Raw genomic sequence first — 19,693 nt, 5'->3', positions numbered from 1 at the left:
AGGAGTAAAATCATGACGCTGGTATTATGGATTGTGATCGGTTTAGCGGCAGGCTGGCTCAAACGGGTGATTTTTCCCGGTCGTCCGGGAGGATTTGTGCCGACGTTGGTGCTGGCGGTGATTGGCGCGCTGATTGGCGGCTATATCGCCACCTACTTCACTACCGGCGATCTGGCCGCCCTGCATCCAGCCGGTTTCGCTAGCGCACTGCTGGGCGCACTGTTAATGCTGCTGGTCGCGGCGAAATTACGTATTTAGGAGAAAAAATGTCACTGGACAGCGCACCCGACGACATCAAACTTGCCGTCGATCTGATTCAACTGCTTGAAGAGAATAATGTCCCTACCGCCACCGTGCTGGCTGCGTTGGCGATTGTTCAGCGAGATTATGAGCAGAAACAAGCGGCGGAAATCAAGGCCGACTAAGCAGCGTTGGACTCAGGCGCAACATATCAAGAAACGCATCCACCAGCTGAGGCGCATCGGCTGCTAAATCAAAACTTTGCGGGTTAAACAGCCAGCTTTCCATCATGCCATTGATATAGCCGCGCATCAGTAGCGCCGCCTGACGCGTATTCAGGTTCGCAGGCAATTGGCTGGCATCAATACAAAGACGTAGTACAGTTTCAATTCGATCGTAACACGCTTGCAGTAAGCTCTGCTGCATATCCTGTAACGTCGACATTTCGCCAACAAACTCACATTTGTGAAAGATAATCTCCATTAATGCGCGTCTTTGCGGATCCTTTGCTGTGGCGTCAAGGATATAGATCAACATAGAACGAACAACAGAAAGTGGATCGCCCGGGTATTTTGTCTGATACTCAAGTTCCACATCGTCCAGCCCAGCGTCACAACGCAGCCAGATTTCCTGTAAGAGATCGGCTTTATTTTTGAAGTGCCAGTAGATAGCCCCGCGCGTGACGCCGGCCGCTGTTGCGATATCCGCCAGAGACGTGGCGGCCACACCATGTTCGGAAAAGTGTGCTAATGCGGCGTCAAGAATTTGATGCCGTGTTTCAAGAGCTTGCGCTTTGGTTTTTCGTGCCATGCTGGGCTTTTTTTACAAACTTGTAAGTTTACATACATTTGTGAATGTATGTACCATAGCATGACCCGTGTTTTAACGCAGCAATGGGTTTATCGGTTTGTGATCCATTGATCATTTGATATCGGACACTAGAGGTTTATTTATGAATAAAAACAGAGGATTAGCGCCTCTGGCGGCCGTCCTGATGCTATCAGGCAGCTTTGTGTTAACAGGATGTGATGATAATAAATCCCAGCAAGCCGCCCAGCAGCAGCCCCCAGAAGTGGGTGTTGTAACGTTAAAAAACGAACCCTTGAAAATTACCACCGAGCTGCCGGGCCGTACCTCGGCTTTCCGCGTTGCGGAAGTGCGCCCTCAGGTGTCAGGAATTATCCTCAAGCGTAATTTTGTTGAAGGTAGTGATGTAAAAGCCGGTCAGTCGCTGTATCAGATTGATCCAGCCACCTATCAGGCGGCCTACGACAGCGCTAAAGCGGATCTCGCCCAGGCTGAAGCCAATGCGCGTGTTGCGCAGTTAACCATTACTCGCTATAAGCCGCTGCTGGGTACTAAGTACATCAGTCAGCAGGACTATGACACCGCCGCAGGCACCGCAGCTCAGACTGCTGCAGCCGCCCAGGCTGCGCGTGCCAACGTCGAAACTGCGCGCATCAATCTGGCGTATACCAAAGTGACGTCACCCATCAGCGGCCGTATTGGTAAATCGTCGGTAACCGAAGGTGCGCTGGTTTCCAACGGGCAAACCACTGCCCTGGCGACCGTGCAACAGCTCGATCCTATGTATGTCGATGTGACCCAATCCAGTGATGATTTCCTGCGTCTGCGCGCAGAGCTGGAATCCGGTCAGCTGAAACAGAACGACGGTAAGGCCAACGTCACCCTGCTGATGCAAAACGGTAACGCATACCCGCAGACAGGCACATTGGAATTCTCTGATGTGAGCGTGGATGAAACCACCGGCTCGATCACGCTGCGCGCCATCTTCCCGAACCCGGACAATCGCCTGCTGCCAGGCATGTTTGTTCGTGCGCGTCTGGATGAGGGCACCAATCCCACCGCACTGCTGGTGCCGCAACAGGGCGTAACACGCACCCCAACCGGTCAGGCAACCGCAATGGTGGTTGGCGCAGATAATAAAGTGGAATCCCGTAACATCACCGCTAATCAGGCATTTGGCGACAAATGGCTGGTGACGGAAGGTCTAAAAGAAGGCGATCGGGTGATCACCACCGGTATCCAGCGTGCCAAACCGGGTGCGCAGGTGACGCCAAAAGAAGTCTCCGATGATGCCAAAGCTGCACCAGAATCACCGTCTGCTAAATCATCGTCATAACAGGAGCCACTGATACATGGCTAAGTTCTTTATTGATCGCCCCATTTTTGCGTGGGTGCTCGCCATCATCATCATGTTGGCCGGTGTGCTATCGATTATCAGCCTGCCGATTGAGCAATATCCCAATGTTGCACCGCCGGCGGTTGAAATCCAGGCCACCTATCCGGGTGCTGATGCGAAAACGCTGCAAGATTCGGTGACGCAGGTCATCGAGCAAAACATGAACGGTATCGATGGACTGATGTATATGTCCTCGAGCAGTGACTCGTCGGGTACATTGACGCTGACGCTGACCTTCCAATCCGGTACTGATGCCGATATCGCGCAGGTTCAGGTGCAGAACAAACTGCAGCTGGCCACGCCGTTACTGCCACAGGAAGTACAGCAACAGGGTATTCAGGTTAAGAAATCCTCTAGCAGCTTCCTGATGGTGGCGGGTTTTGTCAGTGATGACGGCACCATGACGCAGAATGATATTTCTGACTATGTTGCTTCAAACATCAAAGATCCGGTCAGCCGTATGCCGGGTGTCGGTGATACCCAGGTGTTTGGTGCGCAATATGCGATGCGCATCTGGCTGGACCCACACAAGCTGAACAACTATTCACTGACACCAGTGGATGTGATCAACGCGCTGAAAATCCAGAACACCCAGATCGCCGCGGGTCAGTTGGGCGGTACGCCACCTGTACCGGGCCAACAGCTGAATGCCTCGATCATTGCGCAAACCCGTCTGACATCGACAGATGAGTTCGGCAATATTCTGCTGAAGGTGAATCAGGATGGTTCGCAGGTACGTCTGCGTGACGTGGCGAAGATTGAACTCGGTGGTGAAAACTACGAGATCATCGCGCGTTATAACGGCAAACCGGCTTCCGGTATCGGTATCAAACTGGCCACCGGCGCTAATGCACTGGACACCGCCGATGCGGTGAAAGCAGAACTGGCGAAACTGGAGCCGTTCTTCCCGGCAGGCATGAAAACGGTTTATCCGTACGACACCACACCGTTCGTGAAAATTTCGATTTTCGAAGTGGTGAAAACGCTGTTCGAAGCAATCGTGCTGGTGTTCCTGGTGATGTATCTGTTCCTGCAAAACTTCCGTGCGACGCTGATTCCAACCATCGCCGTTCCTGTTGTGTTGCTCGGAACCTTTGCGATCATCAGTGCCTTTGGCTACTCGATAAACACCCTGACGATGTTCGGGATGGTGCTCGCCATCGGCCTGCTGGTGGATGACGCCATCGTGGTGGTAGAGAACGTCGAACGTGTAATGGCGGAAGAAGGCTTACCGCCGAAAGAAGCGACCAAACGTTCGATGGAGCAGATTCAGGGCGCATTGGTCGGTATTGCCTTGGTGCTGTCAGCGGTATTTATTCCAATGGCGTTCTTCGGTGGTTCAACCGGCGTCATTTATCGCCAGTTCTCCATCACCATTGTTTCGGCGATGGCGCTGTCGGTGCTGGTGGCGTTGATCCTGACGCCTGCGCTTTGTGCCACCATGCTGAAGCCGGTGGAGAAAGGCGCTCACGGCAAAACTACCGGTTTCTTCGGCTGGTTTAACCGCCTGTTTGATAAGAGCACCAACCACTACGTTGACAGTGTTGGTCATATCATTCGCAGCACCGGCCGTTACCTGCTGATTTATCTGGTGATCGTGGTCGGCATGGCGTACCTGTTCCTGAAACTGCCTACCTCATTCCTGCCGGAAGAGGATCAGGGTTTGTTACTGGCGCAGGCGCAATTGCCAGCCGGTGCTACCCAGGAACGTACCCAGAAAGTATTGGATCAGGTGACGGATTACTTCCTGACCAAAGAGAAAGACAGCGTTAATTCCGTGTTTACCGTTAACGGCTTCGGCTTCGCCGGTCGTGGACAGAACACCGGTATTGCGTTCGTCAGCCTCAAGCCGTGGGATGAGCGTGGCGATGCCAACCTGAAAGTCCCTGCGATTGCCGGTCGTGCCATGCAGGCGCTCGGTCAAATCAAAGATGCGATGGTGTTCCCGTTCAACCTGCCAGCGATTATCGAACTGGGTAACGCCACCGGCTTCGACTTCATGCTGACCGATCAGGGTAACCTGGGTCACGAGAAGCTGACCGCCGCGCGTAACCAGCTGTTTGGCATGATCGCCCAGCATTCGGATACGCTGGTAGGTGTGCGTCCAAACGGCATGGAAGATACGCCGCAGTACAAACTGATCATCGACCAAGAGAAAGCGCAGGCGCTGGGTGTGTCGCTGTCCGACATCAATACCACGCTGGCTTCAGCATGGGGCGGTTCTTACGTCAACGACTTCATCGACCGCGGTCGCGTGAAGAAGGTGTACGTTATGGGCAAGGCCGATTCACGTATGTTGCCGGACGATATCAGTAAATGGTACGTGCGCAACAGCGGCGGCACCATGGTACCGTTCTCCGCCTTCTCTTCGGCGAAGTGGCAGTACGGTTCACCGCGTCTGGAACGTTACAACGGCTTGCCATCGATGGAGATTCTGGGCCAGGCTGCGCCAGGCAAGAGCTCCGGTGATGCCATGAACCTGATGGAAGAGTTGGCAGGAAAACTGCCGGCGGGTATCGGTTACGACTGGACCGGCATGTCCTATCAGGAACGCTTGTCAGGTAACCAGGCTCCGGCGCTGTATGCTATCTCACTGATTGTGGTGTTCCTGTGTCTGGCCGCGCTGTATGAGAGCTGGTCGATTCCGTTCTCGGTCATGTTGGTGGTACCGCTGGGTGTTGTCGGCGCACTGATCTTCACCACGCTGCGCGGCTTAAGTAACGACGTCTACTTTGTGGTGGGCTTGTTGACTACCATAGGATTGTCGGCGAAGAACGCCATCCTGATTGTCGAATTCGCCAAGGATTTGATGGAGAAGGAAGGTAAAGGGTTGGTGGAATCCACGCTGGAAGCATCCCGTATGCGTCTGCGTCCGATTCTGATGACCTCACTCGCCTTTATCCTCGGCGTAATGCCGCTGGCGATCAGCACCGGTGCGGGTTCTGGCGCACAAAATGCGGTAGGTACCGGCGTAATGGGCGGGATGGTAACAGCGACCGCGCTGGCTATCTTCTTCGTTCCGGTGTTCTTCGTGGTGGTACGTCGCCGCTTCAGTAAGAACAAAGGTGACCTGGAACACGGTCATCCGGTTGAGCACAAACACTAAGTTTTACTCTTCCCTAAAAGGCCGCTGATGCGGCCTTTTTTATTGCTGTTCCCCTGCCCCACCAAAATCCCTGCGTTTTTCACGGTTGCAATCAGCCATGTTCGGGCTTATACTATTGTTATAGTATAACATTACATAGCGAGGTTACTATGAAACCGAATATCCATCCTCTTTATCGCCCAGTGGTGTTCCACGACACCTCGGCCAACGAATACTTTAAAGTCGGCTCCACCATCAAAACCGAGCGCACCATTGAGTATGAAGGTGAAGTGCTGCCATATGTCACGCTGGATGTCTCGTCAAAATCCCACGTGTTCTACACCGGCAAGCAGAAAGACTTTGCTAAAGAAGGCAGCACCGCGCGCTTCAACCAGCGTTTCGGCAGCTTCCTGTCGCGCAACAAGTAACGCTGGAGAGAACAGATGCAGGTATTGAGTTCATTGCGCTCTGCAAAGACGCGCCATAAGGATTGCAAAGTCGTGCGTCGTAATGGTCGCATCTATGTGATTTGCAAAACTAACCCGCGCTTTAAGGCGGTTCAGGGAAGAAAGAAAAAAAGGTAGGAAAGTGTCGTGATAGTTGGCCGGGATGCTCCCCGGCCTTTTTTTTACTTCATGCTATGCAAAATGGCGTCAACATTGTGTTTGAACGCGGCGACATAGGTCGCTGCTGGGCCATTCGCTTCCGACAGCGCCTCAGGATAAAGTTCCCCGCCCGGCTGCGCGCCGGTTTCGCTGGCAATCTGTTTTACCAGTCGCGGATCGGTTTGATTCTCCATGAAGTAGGTTTTGATGTGCTCGGCCTTCAGTTGTTGGATGATCGAGGCCACGTCGCTGGCGCTGGCTTCCGCTTCGGTAGAGAAACCCACCGGCGCCAGGAAACTGACGCCATAGCGTTGGCCAAAGTAGCCAAAGGCATCATGGCTGGTCAGCACTTTACGCTTGCTCTTCGGCACTTCTGCAAAGGCATTTTTCGCCCAGCTATCCAGCTTCTGCAGCTGCTGAATGTAACTTTCACCGCTTTTACGAATATCCGCCGCATCTTCTGGATCGGCTTTGATCAGCGCATTCATCACATTAGTGGCGTAGATCACACCGTTTTGCATGCTGTTCCACGCGTGCGGATCGGTGACGCTTTTACCGTCCTCTTCCATCTTACGCGTGTTGACACCGTTCGATGCCACTACGATGGTGCCTTTATAGCCTGACGCGCTGATCAGGCGATCCATCCAGCCTTCCATGCCCAAACCGCTCACGAATACCACATCCGCCTTCGACAGCGCCTGGCTATCCTGCGGCGTCGGTTCGAAGGTGTGCGGATCGCCATTCGGCCCGACCAGCGATTTCACGTTAACGTGATCGCCACCAACCTGTTTAACGATATCCGCCAGCACGGTAAAGCTCGCCACAACATCAACGCTTTTCGCTAGCGACAGCGGGCTTGCCAGCATGGCGCCAATCGCCAGACTCAGCGGTAACTTTTTCATTCCTATCCCCTTTATTGGTTTGGTTATCGACGGCGCAACAGGCCGCCACATGGTCCTGTCAAAACAGAAAGCAGAAACAGTACCGCAGCACTGAGCACCACCGCCGGTCCAGCCGGCAGCGAGAAATGCCACGAAAGAATCAGGCCGATAAATGCTGAGACGATCGCCAGCAGCATGGCGATGCCGAGCATGAAAGCCAGATGGCGGCTCCAGAAGCGTGCGCTGGTGGCCGGCAACATCATCAATCCCACCGACATCAGCGTGCCCAGCACCTGAAAGCCCGCCACCAGATTGAGCACCACCAGCATCAGAAACAGACCGTGCACCAGCGGTGCGCTCCATTTGCCCTGAGCGCGCAGGAAATCGGGATCGAAGGCATCGATCACCAGCGGACGGAAGATCACCGCCAGCAGCAGCAAGGTCGTAGCCGCAATGCTGCCGACCAGCAGAATCGCCGCGTTATCCACCGCCAGCAGCGATCCAAATAACACGTGCAGCAGATCGACGCTGGAGCCGCGCAGCGACACCAGCGTGACGCCCAGCGCAAGAGAACCGAGGTAGAAACCGGAAAAACTGGCATCCTCTTTAAGATGCGTATAACGGCTAACCGCTCCCGAGAGCAGCGCCACCGCCAACCCGGCAATCAGGCCGCCGATACCCATCGCCACCAGCGATAATCCCGACACCAGATAACCAATCGCCGCGCCGGGTAACACAGCATGCGATAACGCATCGCCGACCAGACTCATGCGGCGCAGGGAAAGGAAAACGCCCAGCGGCGTGGCGCTGATCGCTAATGCAACGCAGGCCACCAGCGCACGGCGCATAAAACCAAATTCGATAAAGGGTTGGAGTAATGTCACGACGCCACCCTATGCAACGTTGGAGTTTGTGCGGCATCAGCGTCATCGAGCGATAGCACATCCTGAAAATAGCGCGCCACCAGCGGACGATCGTGTAGCACGACTAATAACGTGGTGCCCGCCTGCTGCTGCTGTTCGAGGATCGACATCAGCAAGGTGACGGTTTGGCTATCAATGCCGTTGAAGGGTTCATCCAGCAGCCACAGCTGGCTGCGCTGCAGCATTAAGCGCGCGAACAGCACGCGCTGCAGTTGCCCGCCAGATAACGTCGATGGCTGCGCATCGGCGAACTCACGCATTTGTACCGCATCCAGCGCGGCATCGATTTCCAGGCGCAAGGCGCGATTGATTCCACCAAACCAGCCGCAGCGTGGCCAGCAGCCCATCGCCACCAGTTCATAGGCAGTAAGAGGAAAGCGGGTTTCAAGTTCACTGCGTTGCGGTAACCAGCCCAGGGCTTTGCGTGGGATGTGCAATTCGCAGTTGCCGGAAATTGGCGGTAGTAAGCCGGCAATGGTTTTTAGTAATGTCGATTTGCCGGTGCCGTTAGCGCCAATCAGCGCCGTCATGCTGCCCGTTGCCAGCTCACCGTTAACGACCGGCGTCACCGCACGGCCTTGATAACCGGCTTGTAAGCGGTTGAAATGCATCATTTCTGCATGCCCCAATATAGGGCCAGCGCTAGCAAGGCAATCAGCATCAGTGCAACCAGCAAACGGCCGCCAAAGGAAAGAAGTAAACCGCTGTGATTCATACTCAACAACCAATAATGTTATAACATAACAATTATCATACCCGACTCATCCTCAATTGCGCCCAGGCAAAAGTGTTTCAAAAGTTGATCGATCATGAAGATAGCCGCGCTAATTCGCCGTTTCGCCATGATTGTGTTATGAAACCCATCACAACGATTACTCTTTCTGTTTATTAGCGACTTGCAATGTCACTCAATAAGCACAATGATAGAAACATCATTCTTTTACTGGATACAAAATGCCGTCTATTATTCATTGTGATATTGCTGTGGATGAGGACGATTGCGAAAAGTTGGTCAGAATTATCCAGGGGAATATTCTCAAAATAGCCGAGGAATTAGCCGGTGATTTACAGTGGTATTCTCAAAACGCGCAATTAGTTCCCGATAGCTTCCAGATTATTTCTATTCAACCAACCGACAATAATCGATTTAAAATGCTTTACGATTTCAGCTGGAATTTATTTAATCCTTGCCTGGATTTAAATGAAACGTTTACGCGTCGTGAAGAAGTGTTGTTTCAGGTAAAGCCCGGCGCGCTGGTGTTTGACGTGATTGACAATGAGCGCCCCTCTCCCGCCGATGAATTGTAATATTTGGTAATTGAGGTGAGCAAAGCTAATGATTGTGGATTACATTTAAGGAGTCGCTGAATTCAATTTTATTCGATATCGCTTCCTGGTAGCTTTTCTTAATCTCGCCGCGCTGCGGTAACTGTGCTAGCTATGGAGGGGAAAAAGATGGACGAATACTCACCGAAACGGCATGATATTGCCCAGCTTAAATACCTGTGTGAGAACCTGTTCGACGAAAGTATGGCGACATTGACTGACAGCCATCATGGTTGGGTTAATGATCCTACTTCGGAAAGCAATTTACAGCTCAACGATTTGATTGAGCATATCGCTTCTTTCACGATGAATTACAAAATTAAGCACGTTGAAGATGAAGCCCTGATTACGCAAATCGATGAATATCTTGACGATACCTTTATGCTGTTCAGCAGCTATGGAATCAATACTCAGGATCTACAACGGTGGCAGCGTTCAGCAAAACGCTTATTTAATCTGTTTGCCGAAGAGTGCGCTTATCTCCAACAACCTAGCCATTCCTTTTAGCACCAGACTGAGACCGGTTTATTTATGAGCAACCAAGCCTTAACTAAAACAGATTATTTGATGCGACTGCGCCGCTGTCGCTCAATCGATACCCTTGAACGGGTTATCGAAAAAAACAAGTATGAATTACCTGATAATGAACTCGCGGTATTCTATTCGGCAGCCGATCATCGTCTGGCTGAACTGACCATGAATAAGCTTTACGATAAAGTACCGGTTTCTGTCTGGAAGTTCGTCCGCTAAGTTTTTCCCCTAACAGCCGATCTGCACCATCATCGTTTTGATCAAGGATTGAATCACCGGCAAAGGATTGCCAGATTTCTCTGTGCGTAAAATTCTGTGGAGTATGAGGCGGGTACAAATTGGTGGGGGCCCTGCCAGCTACATCCCGGCACACGCGTCGCCTGCTGCGGCTGCTTCCTTCCGGATCTGACCGAGTTCACAAGTTAGCATTGCGGGAGAACCAACAGGGCCCCCATTGACAAGCCCTCATTTCGAGAGCGCAGGCATTATCAAGTATGCCCCCGGCAATTGCAAGCGCAGGCCCGACAACCGTTGGTTTCTTGCACAAGCACACAGCAATGCGCTGATGTCTACCCTTCTGCATGCTAAAGTTTGCCCTTTCCAGATGAAAATAGGTGCGCATATGAGCGACCAAAACAATTTCTCTGAGCGCGTCTGGCAGATCATCGCGGCCATTCCCCCGGGAAAAGTCACTACTTACGGGGATGTTGCGCAATTAGCGGGTTCGCCGCGTGCGGCACGCCAGGTGGGTGGCGTATTACGCCGTTTGCCGGAAGGCAGTAAATTACCCTGGTTTCGCGTTATCAATCGCCATGGCCGCATTTCACTGCAGGGTGACGACTTGTTACGTCAGCGCGATGCGCTGGAAGCGGAAGGAATTGAAGTGAGCGATGCTGGGGAGATCGAGTTAGAGAAATATCAGTGGGAAATTTAGCGGTGCGATATGTCGCGCACAGGCCTGCAGCCGTTACGTAAAGGCGCTGTCTCGTCCCTGATCGCTCGGCACACGCCATCCATGGCGTGTGACGCTTTACTCCACGGCAGCGGGCCTGTGCGCTTGGCCTGTGCCGTTTGGTAGATTACAGACTTGTCGGTGCCGGCACCGAAGCAGATGGCGTCACCTGCGTAGGTGAAGTCGAAGGCACTGTTGTTGCTGCTCCCGGCTGGGTTTGCATCGCGACGTTAGTCACTGGCACCAACAGCAGTTCGGCTTTTGTGCCGCCCTGATTAATCACCGGTTTCACCGTATCGGTGATAAACGCCAGCTTGCCATCAATCGAAATCGCCGCACTCAACAGAATGCGCGCGTTCGGCTGGATGTCAGCCGGATTAAACGGCAAGACAAACTGGAACGGCGACTGTTTCCCTTCAGTACGCACCACGCGCTGCGACAGCACTTTTGAAGGCGCGTCGGCCAGCGATGCATCTGATAGCGTAACGGTCAGCACAGAATCCGGCGGCAGCGCAATGCGCTGGCGGATATACACCGAACCACTGACATTAGGCTGCGCAATCGCGGCCTGCTGCCCCGCTACCGCTGAGCCGAGTGTAGGCGTGGCTACCGGCTTGCTGTGGTCCGCACAACCGGTAATCGCCGCAGCCAGGGTCATACCGCTAATAACTTGCCAGAGTTTCATCGATGTCGTCTCCTTATGAACACTATGATTGTCGGCGGTAAATTCATTGCTTAGCTTTTCAGCCGCCGAATGACCTTAATTCTGGCACAAATATCGGCATTGCGCCTAAACCCTCCGCCAGCCCGCTGAAATCGCGGCAAAATCATTGACGGAAACTGGTCGGATCTTTCACACTGACGCGATGAGTCACGCTGAGGAATCCGCTATGAGCCAGGCACTGCACAACCTGCTTAATTTATTAAATCTGGAAAAACTGGAAGAAGGCCTGTTTCGTGGTCAGAGCGAAGATCTGGGCTTGCGCCAGGTGTTTGGTGGCCAGGTAGTCGGCCAGGCGCTGTATGCTGCGAAACAAACGGTGCCGGAAGAGCGCATCATTCACTCCTTCCACAGCTACTTTCTGCGTCCGGGCGATAGCCAAAAAGCCATCATTTATGATGTCGAAACGCTGCGTGACGGCAAAAGCTTCAGCGCACGCCGCGTTAGCGCGGTACAGAATGGTCAGCCGATCTTCTACATGACGGCTTCGTTCCAGGCACCTGAAAGCGGCTTCGAGCATCAGAATGAAATGCCGCAGGTGCCGGGCCCGGATAATCTGCCATCGGAACAGGATTTGGCGAAGAAGCTGGCCGCGCATCTGCCACTCAAGCTGAAAGAAAAATTCCTCGCCGAGCGTCCGCTGGATATTCGTCCGGTGCAAATTCATAACCCGCTGAAAGGCCACGTCGATAAGCCGCTGCGTCAGGTGTGGATTCGTGCCAACGGCGAGTTACCGGCCGATCGTCGTATCCATCAATACCTGCTGGGCTATGCCTCGGATCTCAACTTCCTGCCGGTGGCGCTGCAACCGCACGGTAAAGGCTTCCTCGAAGCCGATATGCAGGTTGCAACCATCGATCACTCAATGTGGTTCCATCGTCCGTTCGACTTGTCTGAATGGCTGCTGTACAGCGTGGTGAGCACTTCCGCCTCGGGCGCGCGCGGTTTTGTGCGGGGTGAGTTTTATACCCAGGATGGCCGACTGGTGGCGACCACGGTGCAGGAAGGCGTGATGCGCCAACGCGACGCATAAAAAAAGGGGCGATAAAATCGCCCCTCTGTTTTTTTATAATTTTAGCGCACTGCTCTTCTTTAGCGCGGCGGTTACTGGTTGTAAGCGTTCTCGCCGTGGCTGTTTACATCCAGACCTTCACGTTCCTGATCTTCCGGAACACGCAGTCCAACAATCATATCCGCCAGTTTGAAGCCGATGAAGGCTACAACTGCAGTCCAGACGATGGTCACACCCACGCTGAACAGCTGAATCCAAACCTGATGGCCCATGGTCACGCCTTCTGCGTAGCCTACGCCGCCCAGTGAAGAGGACGCGAACACGCCGGTCAGGATACAACCAAGGATGCCACACACGCCGTGCACACCGAACACATCACATGGGTCATCAACGCGCAGCCATTTCTTCAGGGTTGTTACGCCCCACAGACCGGCTAAACCACCCGCCAGACCTATAATCAGCGCGCCGCCGACACCCACATAACCACAAGCAGGGGTAATCGCCACCAGACCGGCGATGAAGCCCGAGCAGGCGCCAAGCAGAGAAGGTTTACCGCGTACCGCCCACTCGCCAAACACCCACGACAGCACCGCACCCGCTGTAGCCACCACGGTATTCAGGAACGCCAGCGCAGCGATTTCGTTAGCTGAGGAAGCAGAACCAGCGTTGAAGCCGAACCAGCCCACATACAGAATCGCGGTACCGAGGAACACCATCGGCAGGTTGTGTGGTTTGAAGGCCTCTTTGCCGAAACCAGCACGTTTGCCCACCAGATAAGCACCCACCAGGCCTGCAACGGCGGCGTTGATGTGAACCACGGTGCCGCCCGCGAAGTCGAGCGCGCCATCTTGCGCCAGCAAGCCACCAGCCCATACCATGTGTGCGATTGGCAGATAAGCCAGCGTCAGCCACACCACCACGAAGATCAATACCGCAGAGAAGCGAATACGTTCAGCCAGCGCACCAACAATCAGGCCGACGGTGATACAGGCGAAGGAAGCCTGGAACGCGATGTGAATGTACTGATAGAAGCTGCCCATCAGCGCTTTCAACTCAATATTTTTCAGCATCGCCCACTGGAAGCTACCGAAGAAGGCGTTGCCTTCACTGAACGCCAGTGAGTAGCCGTAAATTACCCACAGCACGCAAACCAGTGAGAAGGTCACCGCAACCTGCGTCAGCATCGACAGCACGTTCTTGCCGCGAATCAAACCGCCGTAGAACAGCGCAATGCCGGGAATCGACATAAACAGTACCAAGGCGGTACAGATCATCATAAAGGCGTTATCGGCTTTATCCGCTACTGCAGGGGCTGCCGCCATCGCCAGAGAAGGTAACAGCGCAAGGCTGGTGAGGCCCAACTTCGTTATCAGTTTATTCATTTCTTTCCATCCCATCACAATTCAGAGCCCCAGTTACAGTGCTGCTTCGTCGGTCTCGCCGGTACGAATACGAATGACGCGCTGCAGTTCTGCGACGAAAATCTTGCCGTCGCCAATTTTGCCGGTATACGCGGCTTTGCTGATGACATCGACCACTTCATCAAGTTGGTCGTCCGCAATAGCGATATCAATTTTTACTTTTGGCAGGAAGTTAACGCTGTACTCGGCACCGCGATAAAGCTCTGCGTGACCTTTCTGGCGACCAAAACCTTTAACTTCGGTAACGGTCAGTCCTTGAATGCCAATAGAGGATAAGGCTTCACGCACGTCCTCCAGCTTAAATGGTTTGATTACCACGGTAACCAGCTTCATACGTTCCCCTCCGGATAAGAAATTGAGTGAGTCTTCGCGGACACGTAGGGATATAAGCAAAGGCTGTGCCATAAATAAAAAAAGGGGAATGTCAGTAGCATAGGCGCGCTGCATCACGCTTCGTTATGTGAAGCACAGCGCAGCTTGCGGAGGAGGAAGAGGAAAGGTGTTGCAATATTGCACTTCTTTGGTGCTTCAAGCCTCAAAGAAGTGCATCAATACAGAACATTCCGATAAAACTGTGCAAAAAAGGTGCAATTCACCCTTCAGCTTGTACGGGGATGCCCGCCGCGAGTTCATCGCCGGCCTGCTGCAGCTGATACATTTGCCAGTAACGGCCCTGCTCGGCCAGCAGCTCAGCATGCGTACCGCGTTCAACCACCTGACCGCGATGCAGCACTAAAATCTGATCGGCTTCGGTAATGGTGGAAAGGCGATGCGCAATCACCACCAGCGTGCTGTGCTGGCGTAGTGCACGTAACGCCTGCTGAATCGCCTGTTCCGTGCCGGAATCGATATTGGCCGTGGCTTCGTCGAGGATCAGGATTTGTGGCAATGACACCAGCACGCGCGCCAGCGCCAGCAGCTGTTTCTGCCCAACCGACAGATTATTGCCCTGCTCGCCTAAACGCGTATGGATGCCGTCCGCCATGCTGCGCGCCAGCGGTGCCAGCTGCACCGTCTCCAGCGCCTGCCACACCTGATCTTCAGGGATATCGCGCCCCAAACGCACGTTGGCCAGTAGCGAATCCGCCAGCACTACCGGATCCTGTTGCACCATCGCAACACTTTGACGTAAAGCGGCGTGCGACAGCTGCGGCAGCGGGCGACCATCCAGTTCGATACTGCCGCGTGTCACCGGGTAATAGCCCATCAGCAGATTCGCCAGCGTACTTTTCCCGCTGCCGGTGTGCCCCACCAGCGCAACAAAATGACGCGCCGGCACTTCGAGATTGATGTGGCTGAGCACATCGCGATTATCGCGATAGGCAAAGCTCACATCCCGCAGCGAGATGCTGCCGGAGGCCAGCGGCAGACTATCGCTGCCATAACCTTGCTGCTCCGCATCCATCAGTTCGAAGATACGCTCGCCGGACACCACCGCCTGTTGCAGCATCGACTGCTGCGTGGTGAGTTCAATCAGCGGTTCATTGAGGCGGCCAAGATAGGTAATAAAGGCGTACAGCACACCAACTTCAAACACGCCCGGCGTGGCGAAGCTGAACAGCATCAGCAAACCGCACAGAATCATGGCCGAAAACAGACTCAACAACGGGCGCAACAAAAAGCCATCCAGCCGCAGCGTTTCCATACGCGCCAGATAGTGTGAACGGCTGGCTTCGCCCATGCGTTCACCAAAGCGCGCCTGCTGGCGGAACTGCTGGATCACGCTCATGCCGTTGATCACTTCATTGAAGCCGTTGTTGATGTCCGCCAGATAGCTGCGCACGCGACGCGCAATCGGCGTGCTAAAGCGCTGATAAATCATCATCACCGTCAGCACCAGCGGGAAAATCACGATGGCTACCAACGCCATGCGCCAGTCGAGGGAGAACATCGCCACCAGCATCGCGCCAATCAACGCGGCAGCCCGCAACACTGTGGCCACCACGGTGACGTAGAGATCTTTGATCACTTCGGTGTCATTGGTGACGCGCGAGATGATTTGGCCGACCGGCTGCGTATCGAAGGCGCTGAGCGGCTGGCGCAACGCCGCGTTCATCACGTCCACGCGCAATTGCTGCACCACGCCAATCGCCGCGCGGTTAAACAGCAACGCCTGAAAATAGTGCAAACCGGCGGCCAGCAATTGCAGCAGGACAAAGCCCACCAGCAGGCCCGCGACGATGCCCCACGGCATCTGATGTTTCGCCACCAGATTATCGATGAAGTAGCTTACCAGCACCGGTCCGGTGACTTCGGCTGCCGCCGCAATCCACAGCATGCCGACCGCCAGCCACAGCGATTTACGCCACGGTTTGCCATACGCCAACAGTCGTTTCAGCGTCGGCCATAAACGTTGTGATTTAGCCACGGCTTGCTCCTTCTGCCACTTCATCGTCATCCAGTGCGGCTTCCAGCTGCTGATAACGGTACATATCGCGATACCAACCCTCTTTGCCCGCCAGGGTGTCATGATCGCCACGCTGCGTCACGGCGCCGTGCTGCAGCACCAGAATTTCGCTGGCCTCGGTAAGTGCCGAAAGACGATGCGCGCTAATAATCAAGGTGCGCCCTTTGCCCCACTGACGCAGGTTATGCAGGATGTCATGTTCAGTGCGGCCATCAACCGCCGATAGCGCGTCATCCAGAATCAGGATTTCGGCATTCAGCAGCAGCGCGCGTGCAATCGCTATGCGCTGCTTCTGTCCGCCCGATAACATCACGCCGCGTTCGCCCACTTCGGTCTCATAACCTTGTGGCAGGCGCAGAATATCATCGTGCACGCAGGCCATGGTTGCCACACGCTCCAGCTCTTGCTGCGTCGCATTCGGGCGACCCAGCGCCAGATTGGCGGCAATGGTATCGGAGAACAGGAAAGGCGTCTGGCTGACGACCGCCAGCCGGCTGCGCCAGCTATCGAGCCGCAACTGCGGCAGCGGCGTATTGTGGTAGCGAATATCGCCTTGTTCGATGTCGAAGTGGCGCTGAATCAAGCTTAGGAGCGTGCTCTTGCCGCAGCCGGTTGGCCCACATAATCCCAGCATTTGGCCCGGTTTTAACTGGAAATTAAGATGGCTCAGCACTGGGCCAGAGCTGGCCGGATAGCGGAACTCACGAATAGCGACCTGCAGGATGCCAGGTTCGGGCGGTAACACTTTCTGACCATCTTCAACCGCTGGCGCTTCCGCCAGTAATGAACGGATACGGCTCCACGCCGCACTGCCGCGCTCAACGATGTTGATCATCCACGCCAGCGCCAGCATGGGCCAAATCATCAGGCCGAGGTACATCACAAAGCTGGTGAGCTGCCCAAGCGTCAAACTGCCGTTCCACACCATCCAGCCGCCACCGGCAATCGCCAGCAGGTTAGAGAAGCCGACGGCGATATAAATGATTGGATCGAATCGCGCATCCACGCGCGCCACATGCAGGTTTTTCTTACCGGTATCAGCAGCAATGCCGGCAAACTGCTGCGACTGATGATCTTCGAGGCCAAATGCTTTGATCATACGGATGCTGGTCAGGCTTTCCTGGGTTTGATCGTTCAAGCTTGAAAACGCCGCCTGCGCCACTTTGAAACGTTGATGCAAGCGGGCACCGTCTTTCTGGATGGCGAAAGCCATAATTGGCATCGGGATCAGCGCCAGTAACGTCAGTTGCCAGCTAATTTGGGTGCTCATCACAATCAGCACCACCAATCCCATCACCAGCGAATCCACCAGCGTCAGCACGCCTTCACCGGCGGCAAACACCACGCGATCCACATCATTGGTGGCGCGGGCGATCAGATCGCCAGTGCGATGGCGCAGATAAAATGCCGGATGCTGGCGGCTGAGCTGGCGATAAAAATCTTCACGTAGCTCAACGGCTAATTGATAGGATGCGCCAAACAGCAGCACGCGCCAGACGTAGCGCAGCAGATAGATAATCACCGCCGTCACCAGCATCACGCCGATCCACATAAAGATCTGCCCGGCGCTTAAATTATGCTGGGTGACGCCGTCGACAATTACGCCAACCACGTGCGGTGGCAGCAATTGCAGTAAGGCAATAACGATCAGCAAGCTGACGGCGCCCAGATATCGCCGCCACTCGCGCAGGAAATACCAACTTAACTGGCTGAATAATTGCACAAGCGTGTCTCTTTCTGTGCCCGTTAGGGCGCTACCGGCAAGGCGGTGGTGTATTTAATCTCTTCCATGGCAAAACTGGAGGTCACATCTATCAGTCCCGGTACGCCGTTCACCAGGCGCTTATAAAAGCTGTCGTAACTCTTCATGTCCGCGACCTGAATGCGCAGCAAATAATCGTACTCGCCCGCCATGCGGTAAAACGCCATCACTTCCGGCATTTGCTGCACCACGGCGACAAATTGCTTAAACCACTCGCTGCTATGCTGCTGAGTTTTAACAAACATAAAAGCGGTGAGCGACAGACCGATTTTTTCGCCGTCCACCAGCGCCACGCGCGCACGAATAATGCCATCATCTTCCAGTTTTTTCAGGCGTTTCCAGCACGGCGTGGTGGTGAGATTCACCGCATCGGCTAACGTCTGCAGCGACAACGTGCAATCCTGCTGCAGCATTGCCAGCAAAGTGCGGTCATTTTTATCTAACATTTGCCACTCCGGGAGAAAATTTTTCTCTAATCTCGCCATTATAGCGCGGTTTTAGCAACCTCTTTTTCCTGCTAGTGCCTTACACTGTGCGCAATAATGATTACGGAAATGCCACATGCAAACGCCCTGGGTTCGCCACGCCATCAATGAAATTAACGCCGATTTTCAGCGCTCCGCAGATACGCATCTGATCCGCTTTAAGTTGGATGATTTTCCCGGCATTCACTTCTATCTTAAGGATGAAAGCACCCATCCCAGCGGCAGCTTAAAACATCGCCTGGCGCGTTCCCTGTTTCTCTATGGCCTGGCGAATGGCTGGATCCACGAAAATACGCCGATCATTGAAGCCTCATCCGGCAGTACGGCGGTATCGGAAGCTTACTTCGCGCGTTTGCTCGGTTTGCCCTTTATCGCTGTGATGCCTGCCAGCACCGCGAAACGCAAAATCGAGATGATTGGTTTTTACGGTGGCGAATGCCATTTCGTCGCCGATCCCTGCCAGCTGTACAGCGAATCCGAGCGTTTAGCACGTGAACTCAACGGCCATTTTATGGACCAGTTCACCTACGCAGAACGTGCCACTGATTGGCGCGGCAACAACAACATCGCCGAAAGCATTTTCCGCCAGATGTCACACGAACCCTTCCCGGTGCCGCATACGGTGATCATGAGCGCCGGTACCGGCGGCACCTCGGCAACGCTGGGCCGCTATATCCGCTATCAGGGCCATGACACGCGCCTGCTGGTGGTCGATCCGCAGCATTCAGTGTTCTTTGATTACTGGCAGAGCCGCGACAAAACGCTGCGCAGCGAACGCGGCAGCCTGATTGAAGGCATTGGTCGTCCGCGCGTGGAACCGTCGTTTTTACCCGACGTGATTGACGAGATGATGAAAGTGCCGGATGGCGCGACTATCGCCGCAATGCTGCAGCTGGAAAAGGTGCTGGGACGTCGCCCTGGCGCTTCAACCGGCACCAACTTCTGGGGCATGATGCAGGTGGCAAAACGCATGCGGGAAAACGGTGAGCAGGGTTCTCTGGTGACGTTGCTGTGTGACAGCGGTGAGCGCTATCCCGACACCTATTACAATGCGCAGTGGGTAGAGCAGAATATCGGCGACATTGCGCCGTGGGTGCGTGAGCTGCAATAAAAAACCGGACGTCCTGTCCGGTTCACTG

At 54.3% G+C, this 19,693-nt stretch carries 22 protein-coding genes and 1 other RNA gene; 12 read left to right on the top strand and 11 right to left on the bottom strand.

Going from position 1 to position 19,693, the window contains the following annotated elements; genetic code table 11:
• Nucleotides 1–12: 12 nt before the first annotated feature.
• Nucleotides 13–258, top strand: coding sequence for a hypothetical protein (locus AAF463_RS04980; RefSeq protein ID WP_101762401.1), 246 nt, complete (start codon nt 13–15; stop codon nt 256–258).
• Between the two features lie 8 nt (nt 259–266).
• On the top strand, nt 267–425 hold the full coding sequence (gene rsmS, locus AAF463_RS04975) for a pleiotropic regulatory protein RsmS (protein ID WP_101762402.1): 159 nt from the start codon (nt 267–269) through the stop codon (nt 423–425).
• Here the strand turns inward: rsmS and acrR are convergent.
• Nucleotides 412–1,050: a multidrug efflux transporter transcriptional repressor AcrR gene (gene acrR / locus AAF463_RS04970; protein ID WP_110867732.1), complete on the bottom strand. Its 639-nt coding sequence runs from the start codon at nt 1,048–1,050 to the stop codon at nt 412–414. The two genes, rsmS and acrR, sit on opposite strands and share 14 nt — an antisense overlap.
• Before the next feature lie 142 nt (nt 1,051–1,192).
• Here acrR and AAF463_RS04965 point away from each other — a divergent pair, with 142 nt between their 5' ends.
• From AAF463_RS04965 to ykgO, 4 genes are all read left to right on the top strand, one after another.
• A complete protein-coding gene (locus AAF463_RS04965) occupies nt 1,193–2,383 on the top strand; it encodes an efflux RND transporter periplasmic adaptor subunit (RefSeq protein WP_101762404.1) in 1,191 nt (396 codons plus the stop codon).
• 16 nt (nt 2,384–2,399) lie between these two features.
• Nucleotides 2,400–5,549 carry an efflux RND transporter permease subunit gene (locus AAF463_RS04960; RefSeq protein WP_137385286.1) on the top strand — a complete coding sequence of 1,050 codons (3,150 nt, stop codon included), beginning with the start codon at nt 2,400–2,402 and terminating at the stop codon, nt 5,547–5,549.
• A gap of 149 nt (nt 5,550–5,698) precedes the next feature.
• Nucleotides 5,699–5,956, top strand: a complete 258-nt coding sequence (locus AAF463_RS04955; protein WP_101762406.1) for a type B 50S ribosomal protein L31 — start codon at nt 5,699–5,701, stop codon at nt 5,954–5,956.
• A 15-nt stretch (nt 5,957–5,971) separates the two neighbouring features.
• The gene (gene ykgO, locus AAF463_RS04950; RefSeq protein ID WP_137385285.1) at nt 5,972–6,112 is read left to right on the top strand and encodes a type B 50S ribosomal protein L36; all 141 of its coding nucleotides are present in this window, start codon (nt 5,972–5,974) and stop codon (nt 6,110–6,112) included.
• Between the two features lie 44 nt (nt 6,113–6,156).
• Here ykgO and AAF463_RS04945 read toward each other — a convergent pair whose 3' ends face one another.
• Genes AAF463_RS04945 through AAF463_RS04935 form a run of 3 tightly spaced genes read right to left on the bottom strand, consistent with a single transcriptional unit; the run spans nt 6,157 to nt 8,551 of the window.
• Nucleotides 6,157–7,035 (bottom strand): metal ABC transporter substrate-binding protein, encoded by an 879-nt coding sequence (locus AAF463_RS04945; RefSeq protein WP_110867733.1) that lies wholly within the window; start codon nt 7,033–7,035, stop codon nt 6,157–6,159.
• A gap of 23 nt (nt 7,036–7,058) precedes the next feature.
• On the bottom strand, nt 7,059–7,898 hold the full coding sequence (locus AAF463_RS04940; RefSeq protein WP_271460103.1) for a metal ABC transporter permease: 840 nt from the start codon (nt 7,896–7,898) through the stop codon (nt 7,059–7,061).
• Nucleotides 7,895–8,551 carry an ABC transporter ATP-binding protein gene (locus tag AAF463_RS04935; RefSeq protein ID WP_101762409.1) on the bottom strand — a complete coding sequence of 219 codons (657 nt, stop codon included), beginning with the start codon at nt 8,549–8,551 and terminating at the stop codon, nt 7,895–7,897. The genes AAF463_RS04940 and AAF463_RS04935 overlap by 4 nt, the downstream gene beginning before the upstream one ends.
• A 340-nt stretch (nt 8,552–8,891) precedes the next feature.
• Between AAF463_RS04935 and AAF463_RS04930 the strand changes: the two genes are divergently transcribed.
• The 3 genes from AAF463_RS04930 to AAF463_RS04920 all read left to right on the top strand — a co-directional run bounded on the left by AAF463_RS04930 (nt 8,892) and on the right by AAF463_RS04920 (nt 10,013).
• Nucleotides 8,892–9,245, top strand: a complete 354-nt coding sequence (locus AAF463_RS04930; RefSeq protein ID WP_350261618.1) for a hypothetical protein — start codon at nt 8,892–8,894, stop codon at nt 9,243–9,245.
• Nucleotides 9,246–9,392: 147 nt separating this feature from the next.
• Entirely contained in the window at nt 9,393–9,770 is a 378-nt protein-coding gene (tomB, locus tag AAF463_RS04925) for an Hha toxicity modulator TomB (protein ID WP_007886936.1), read from the top strand.
• 24 nt (nt 9,771–9,794) lie between these two features.
• Entirely contained in the window at nt 9,795–10,013 is a 219-nt protein-coding gene (locus AAF463_RS04920; RefSeq protein ID WP_007886938.1) for an HHA domain-containing protein, read from the top strand.
• Between the two features lie 129 nt (nt 10,014–10,142).
• Here the strand turns inward: AAF463_RS04920 and ffs are convergent.
• Nucleotides 10,143–10,239, bottom strand: an RNA gene (gene ffs / locus AAF463_RS04915) — signal recognition particle sRNA small type.
• Between the two features lie 177 nt (nt 10,240–10,416).
• On the opposite strand from ffs, the gene AAF463_RS04910 reads away from it, so the two are divergent.
• A complete protein-coding gene (locus AAF463_RS04910; protein WP_350261617.1) occupies nt 10,417–10,728 on the top strand; it encodes an MGMT family protein in 312 nt (103 codons plus the stop codon).
• Between the two features lie 145 nt (nt 10,729–10,873).
• On the opposite strand, the gene AAF463_RS04905 is transcribed toward AAF463_RS04910, so the two are convergent.
• A complete protein-coding gene (locus AAF463_RS04905) occupies nt 10,874–11,431 on the bottom strand; it encodes a YbaY family lipoprotein (RefSeq protein ID WP_110867736.1) in 558 nt (185 codons plus the stop codon).
• Between the two features lie 205 nt (nt 11,432–11,636).
• Between AAF463_RS04905 and tesB the strand changes: the two genes are divergently transcribed.
• A complete protein-coding gene (gene tesB / locus AAF463_RS04900; RefSeq protein ID WP_309835682.1) occupies nt 11,637–12,500 on the top strand; it encodes an acyl-CoA thioesterase II in 864 nt (287 codons plus the stop codon).
• 71 nt (nt 12,501–12,571) lie between these two features.
• Here the strand turns inward: tesB and amtB are convergent, their stop codons facing one another.
• From amtB to AAF463_RS04875, 5 genes are all read right to left on the bottom strand, one after another.
• Nucleotides 12,572–13,861, bottom strand: coding sequence for an ammonium transporter AmtB (gene amtB / locus AAF463_RS04895; RefSeq protein ID WP_101762414.1), 1,290 nt, complete (start codon nt 13,859–13,861; stop codon nt 12,572–12,574).
• A gap of 33 nt (nt 13,862–13,894) precedes the next feature.
• Nucleotides 13,895–14,233, bottom strand: a complete 339-nt coding sequence (glnK, locus tag AAF463_RS04890) for a P-II family nitrogen regulator (RefSeq protein WP_007886947.1) — start codon at nt 14,231–14,233, stop codon at nt 13,895–13,897.
• A 259-nt stretch (nt 14,234–14,492) separates the two neighbouring features.
• Nucleotides 14,493–16,268 (bottom strand): SmdB family multidrug efflux ABC transporter permease/ATP-binding protein, encoded by a 1,776-nt coding sequence (locus tag AAF463_RS04885; RefSeq protein WP_192414041.1) that lies wholly within the window; start codon nt 16,266–16,268, stop codon nt 14,493–14,495.
• On the bottom strand, nt 16,261–18,030 hold the full coding sequence (locus AAF463_RS04880; protein ID WP_350261616.1) for a SmdA family multidrug ABC transporter permease/ATP-binding protein: 1,770 nt from the start codon (nt 18,028–18,030) through the stop codon (nt 16,261–16,263). Before AAF463_RS04880 ends, AAF463_RS04885 begins: the two co-directional genes overlap by 8 nt.
• A 23-nt stretch (nt 18,031–18,053) precedes the next feature.
• A complete protein-coding gene (locus AAF463_RS04875; protein WP_350261615.1) occupies nt 18,054–18,515 on the bottom strand; it encodes an Lrp/AsnC family transcriptional regulator in 462 nt (153 codons plus the stop codon).
• A gap of 115 nt (nt 18,516–18,630) precedes the next feature.
• On the opposite strand from AAF463_RS04875, the gene AAF463_RS04870 reads away from it, so the two are divergent.
• Nucleotides 18,631–19,665, top strand: coding sequence for a PLP-dependent cysteine synthase family protein (locus tag AAF463_RS04870; RefSeq protein WP_110867738.1), 1,035 nt, complete (start codon nt 18,631–18,633; stop codon nt 19,663–19,665).
• Nucleotides 19,666–19,693 lie beyond the last annotated feature (28 nt).

The organism is Pantoea sp. BJ2, assembly GCF_040255075.1.
GTDB lineage: Bacteria > Pseudomonadota > Gammaproteobacteria > Enterobacterales > Enterobacteriaceae > Pantoea > Pantoea leporis.
The sequence above is the reverse complement of the archived record's forward strand: the minus strand, read 5'-3'. Positions and strand labels throughout refer to the sequence as shown.

Bases quoted from the DNA above. Each gene is read 5' to 3' on its own strand.
- AAF463_RS04980 (WP_101762401.1), top strand. From the start codon at position 13: ATGACGCTGGTATTATGGATTGTGATCGGTTTAGCGGCAGGCTGGCTC.
- AAF463_RS04920 (WP_007886938.1), top strand. From the start codon at position 9,795: ATGAGCAACCAAGCCTTAACTAAAACAGATTATTTGATGCGACTGCGC.
- AAF463_RS04870 (WP_110867738.1), top strand. From the start codon at position 18,631: ATGCAAACGCCCTGGGTTCGCCACGCCATCAATGAAATTAACGCCGAT.
- rsmS (WP_101762402.1), top strand. From the start codon at position 267: ATGTCACTGGACAGCGCACCCGACGACATCAAACTTGCCGTCGATCTG.
- AAF463_RS04910 (WP_350261617.1), top strand. From the start codon at position 10,417: ATGAGCGACCAAAACAATTTCTCTGAGCGCGTCTGGCAGATCATCGCG.
- glnK (WP_007886947.1), bottom strand. From the start codon at position 14,233: ATGAAGCTGGTTACCGTGGTAATCAAACCATTTAAGCTGGAGGACGTG.
- AAF463_RS04965 (WP_101762404.1), top strand. From the start codon at position 1,193: ATGAATAAAAACAGAGGATTAGCGCCTCTGGCGGCCGTCCTGATGCTA.
- AAF463_RS04960 (WP_137385286.1), top strand. From the start codon at position 2,400: ATGGCTAAGTTCTTTATTGATCGCCCCATTTTTGCGTGGGTGCTCGCC.
- tesB (WP_309835682.1), top strand. From the start codon at position 11,637: ATGAGCCAGGCACTGCACAACCTGCTTAATTTATTAAATCTGGAAAAA.
- AAF463_RS04935 (WP_101762409.1), bottom strand. From the start codon at position 8,551: ATGATGCATTTCAACCGCTTACAAGCCGGTTATCAAGGCCGTGCGGTG.
- ykgO (WP_137385285.1), top strand. From the start codon at position 5,972: ATGCAGGTATTGAGTTCATTGCGCTCTGCAAAGACGCGCCATAAGGAT.
- AAF463_RS04905 (WP_110867736.1), bottom strand. From the start codon at position 11,431: ATGAAACTCTGGCAAGTTATTAGCGGTATGACCCTGGCTGCGGCGATT.
- AAF463_RS04955 (WP_101762406.1), top strand. From the start codon at position 5,699: ATGAAACCGAATATCCATCCTCTTTATCGCCCAGTGGTGTTCCACGAC.
- amtB (WP_101762414.1), bottom strand. From the start codon at position 13,861: ATGAATAAACTGATAACGAAGTTGGGCCTCACCAGCCTTGCGCTGTTA.
- acrR (WP_110867732.1), bottom strand. From the start codon at position 1,050: ATGGCACGAAAAACCAAAGCGCAAGCTCTTGAAACACGGCATCAAATT.
- AAF463_RS04930 (WP_350261618.1), top strand. From the start codon at position 8,892: ATGCCGTCTATTATTCATTGTGATATTGCTGTGGATGAGGACGATTGC.
- AAF463_RS04945 (WP_110867733.1), bottom strand. From the start codon at position 7,035: ATGAAAAAGTTACCGCTGAGTCTGGCGATTGGCGCCATGCTGGCAAGC.
- AAF463_RS04875 (WP_350261615.1), bottom strand. From the start codon at position 18,515: ATGTTAGATAAAAATGACCGCACTTTGCTGGCAATGCTGCAGCAGGAT.
- tomB (WP_007886936.1), top strand. From the start codon at position 9,393: ATGGACGAATACTCACCGAAACGGCATGATATTGCCCAGCTTAAATAC.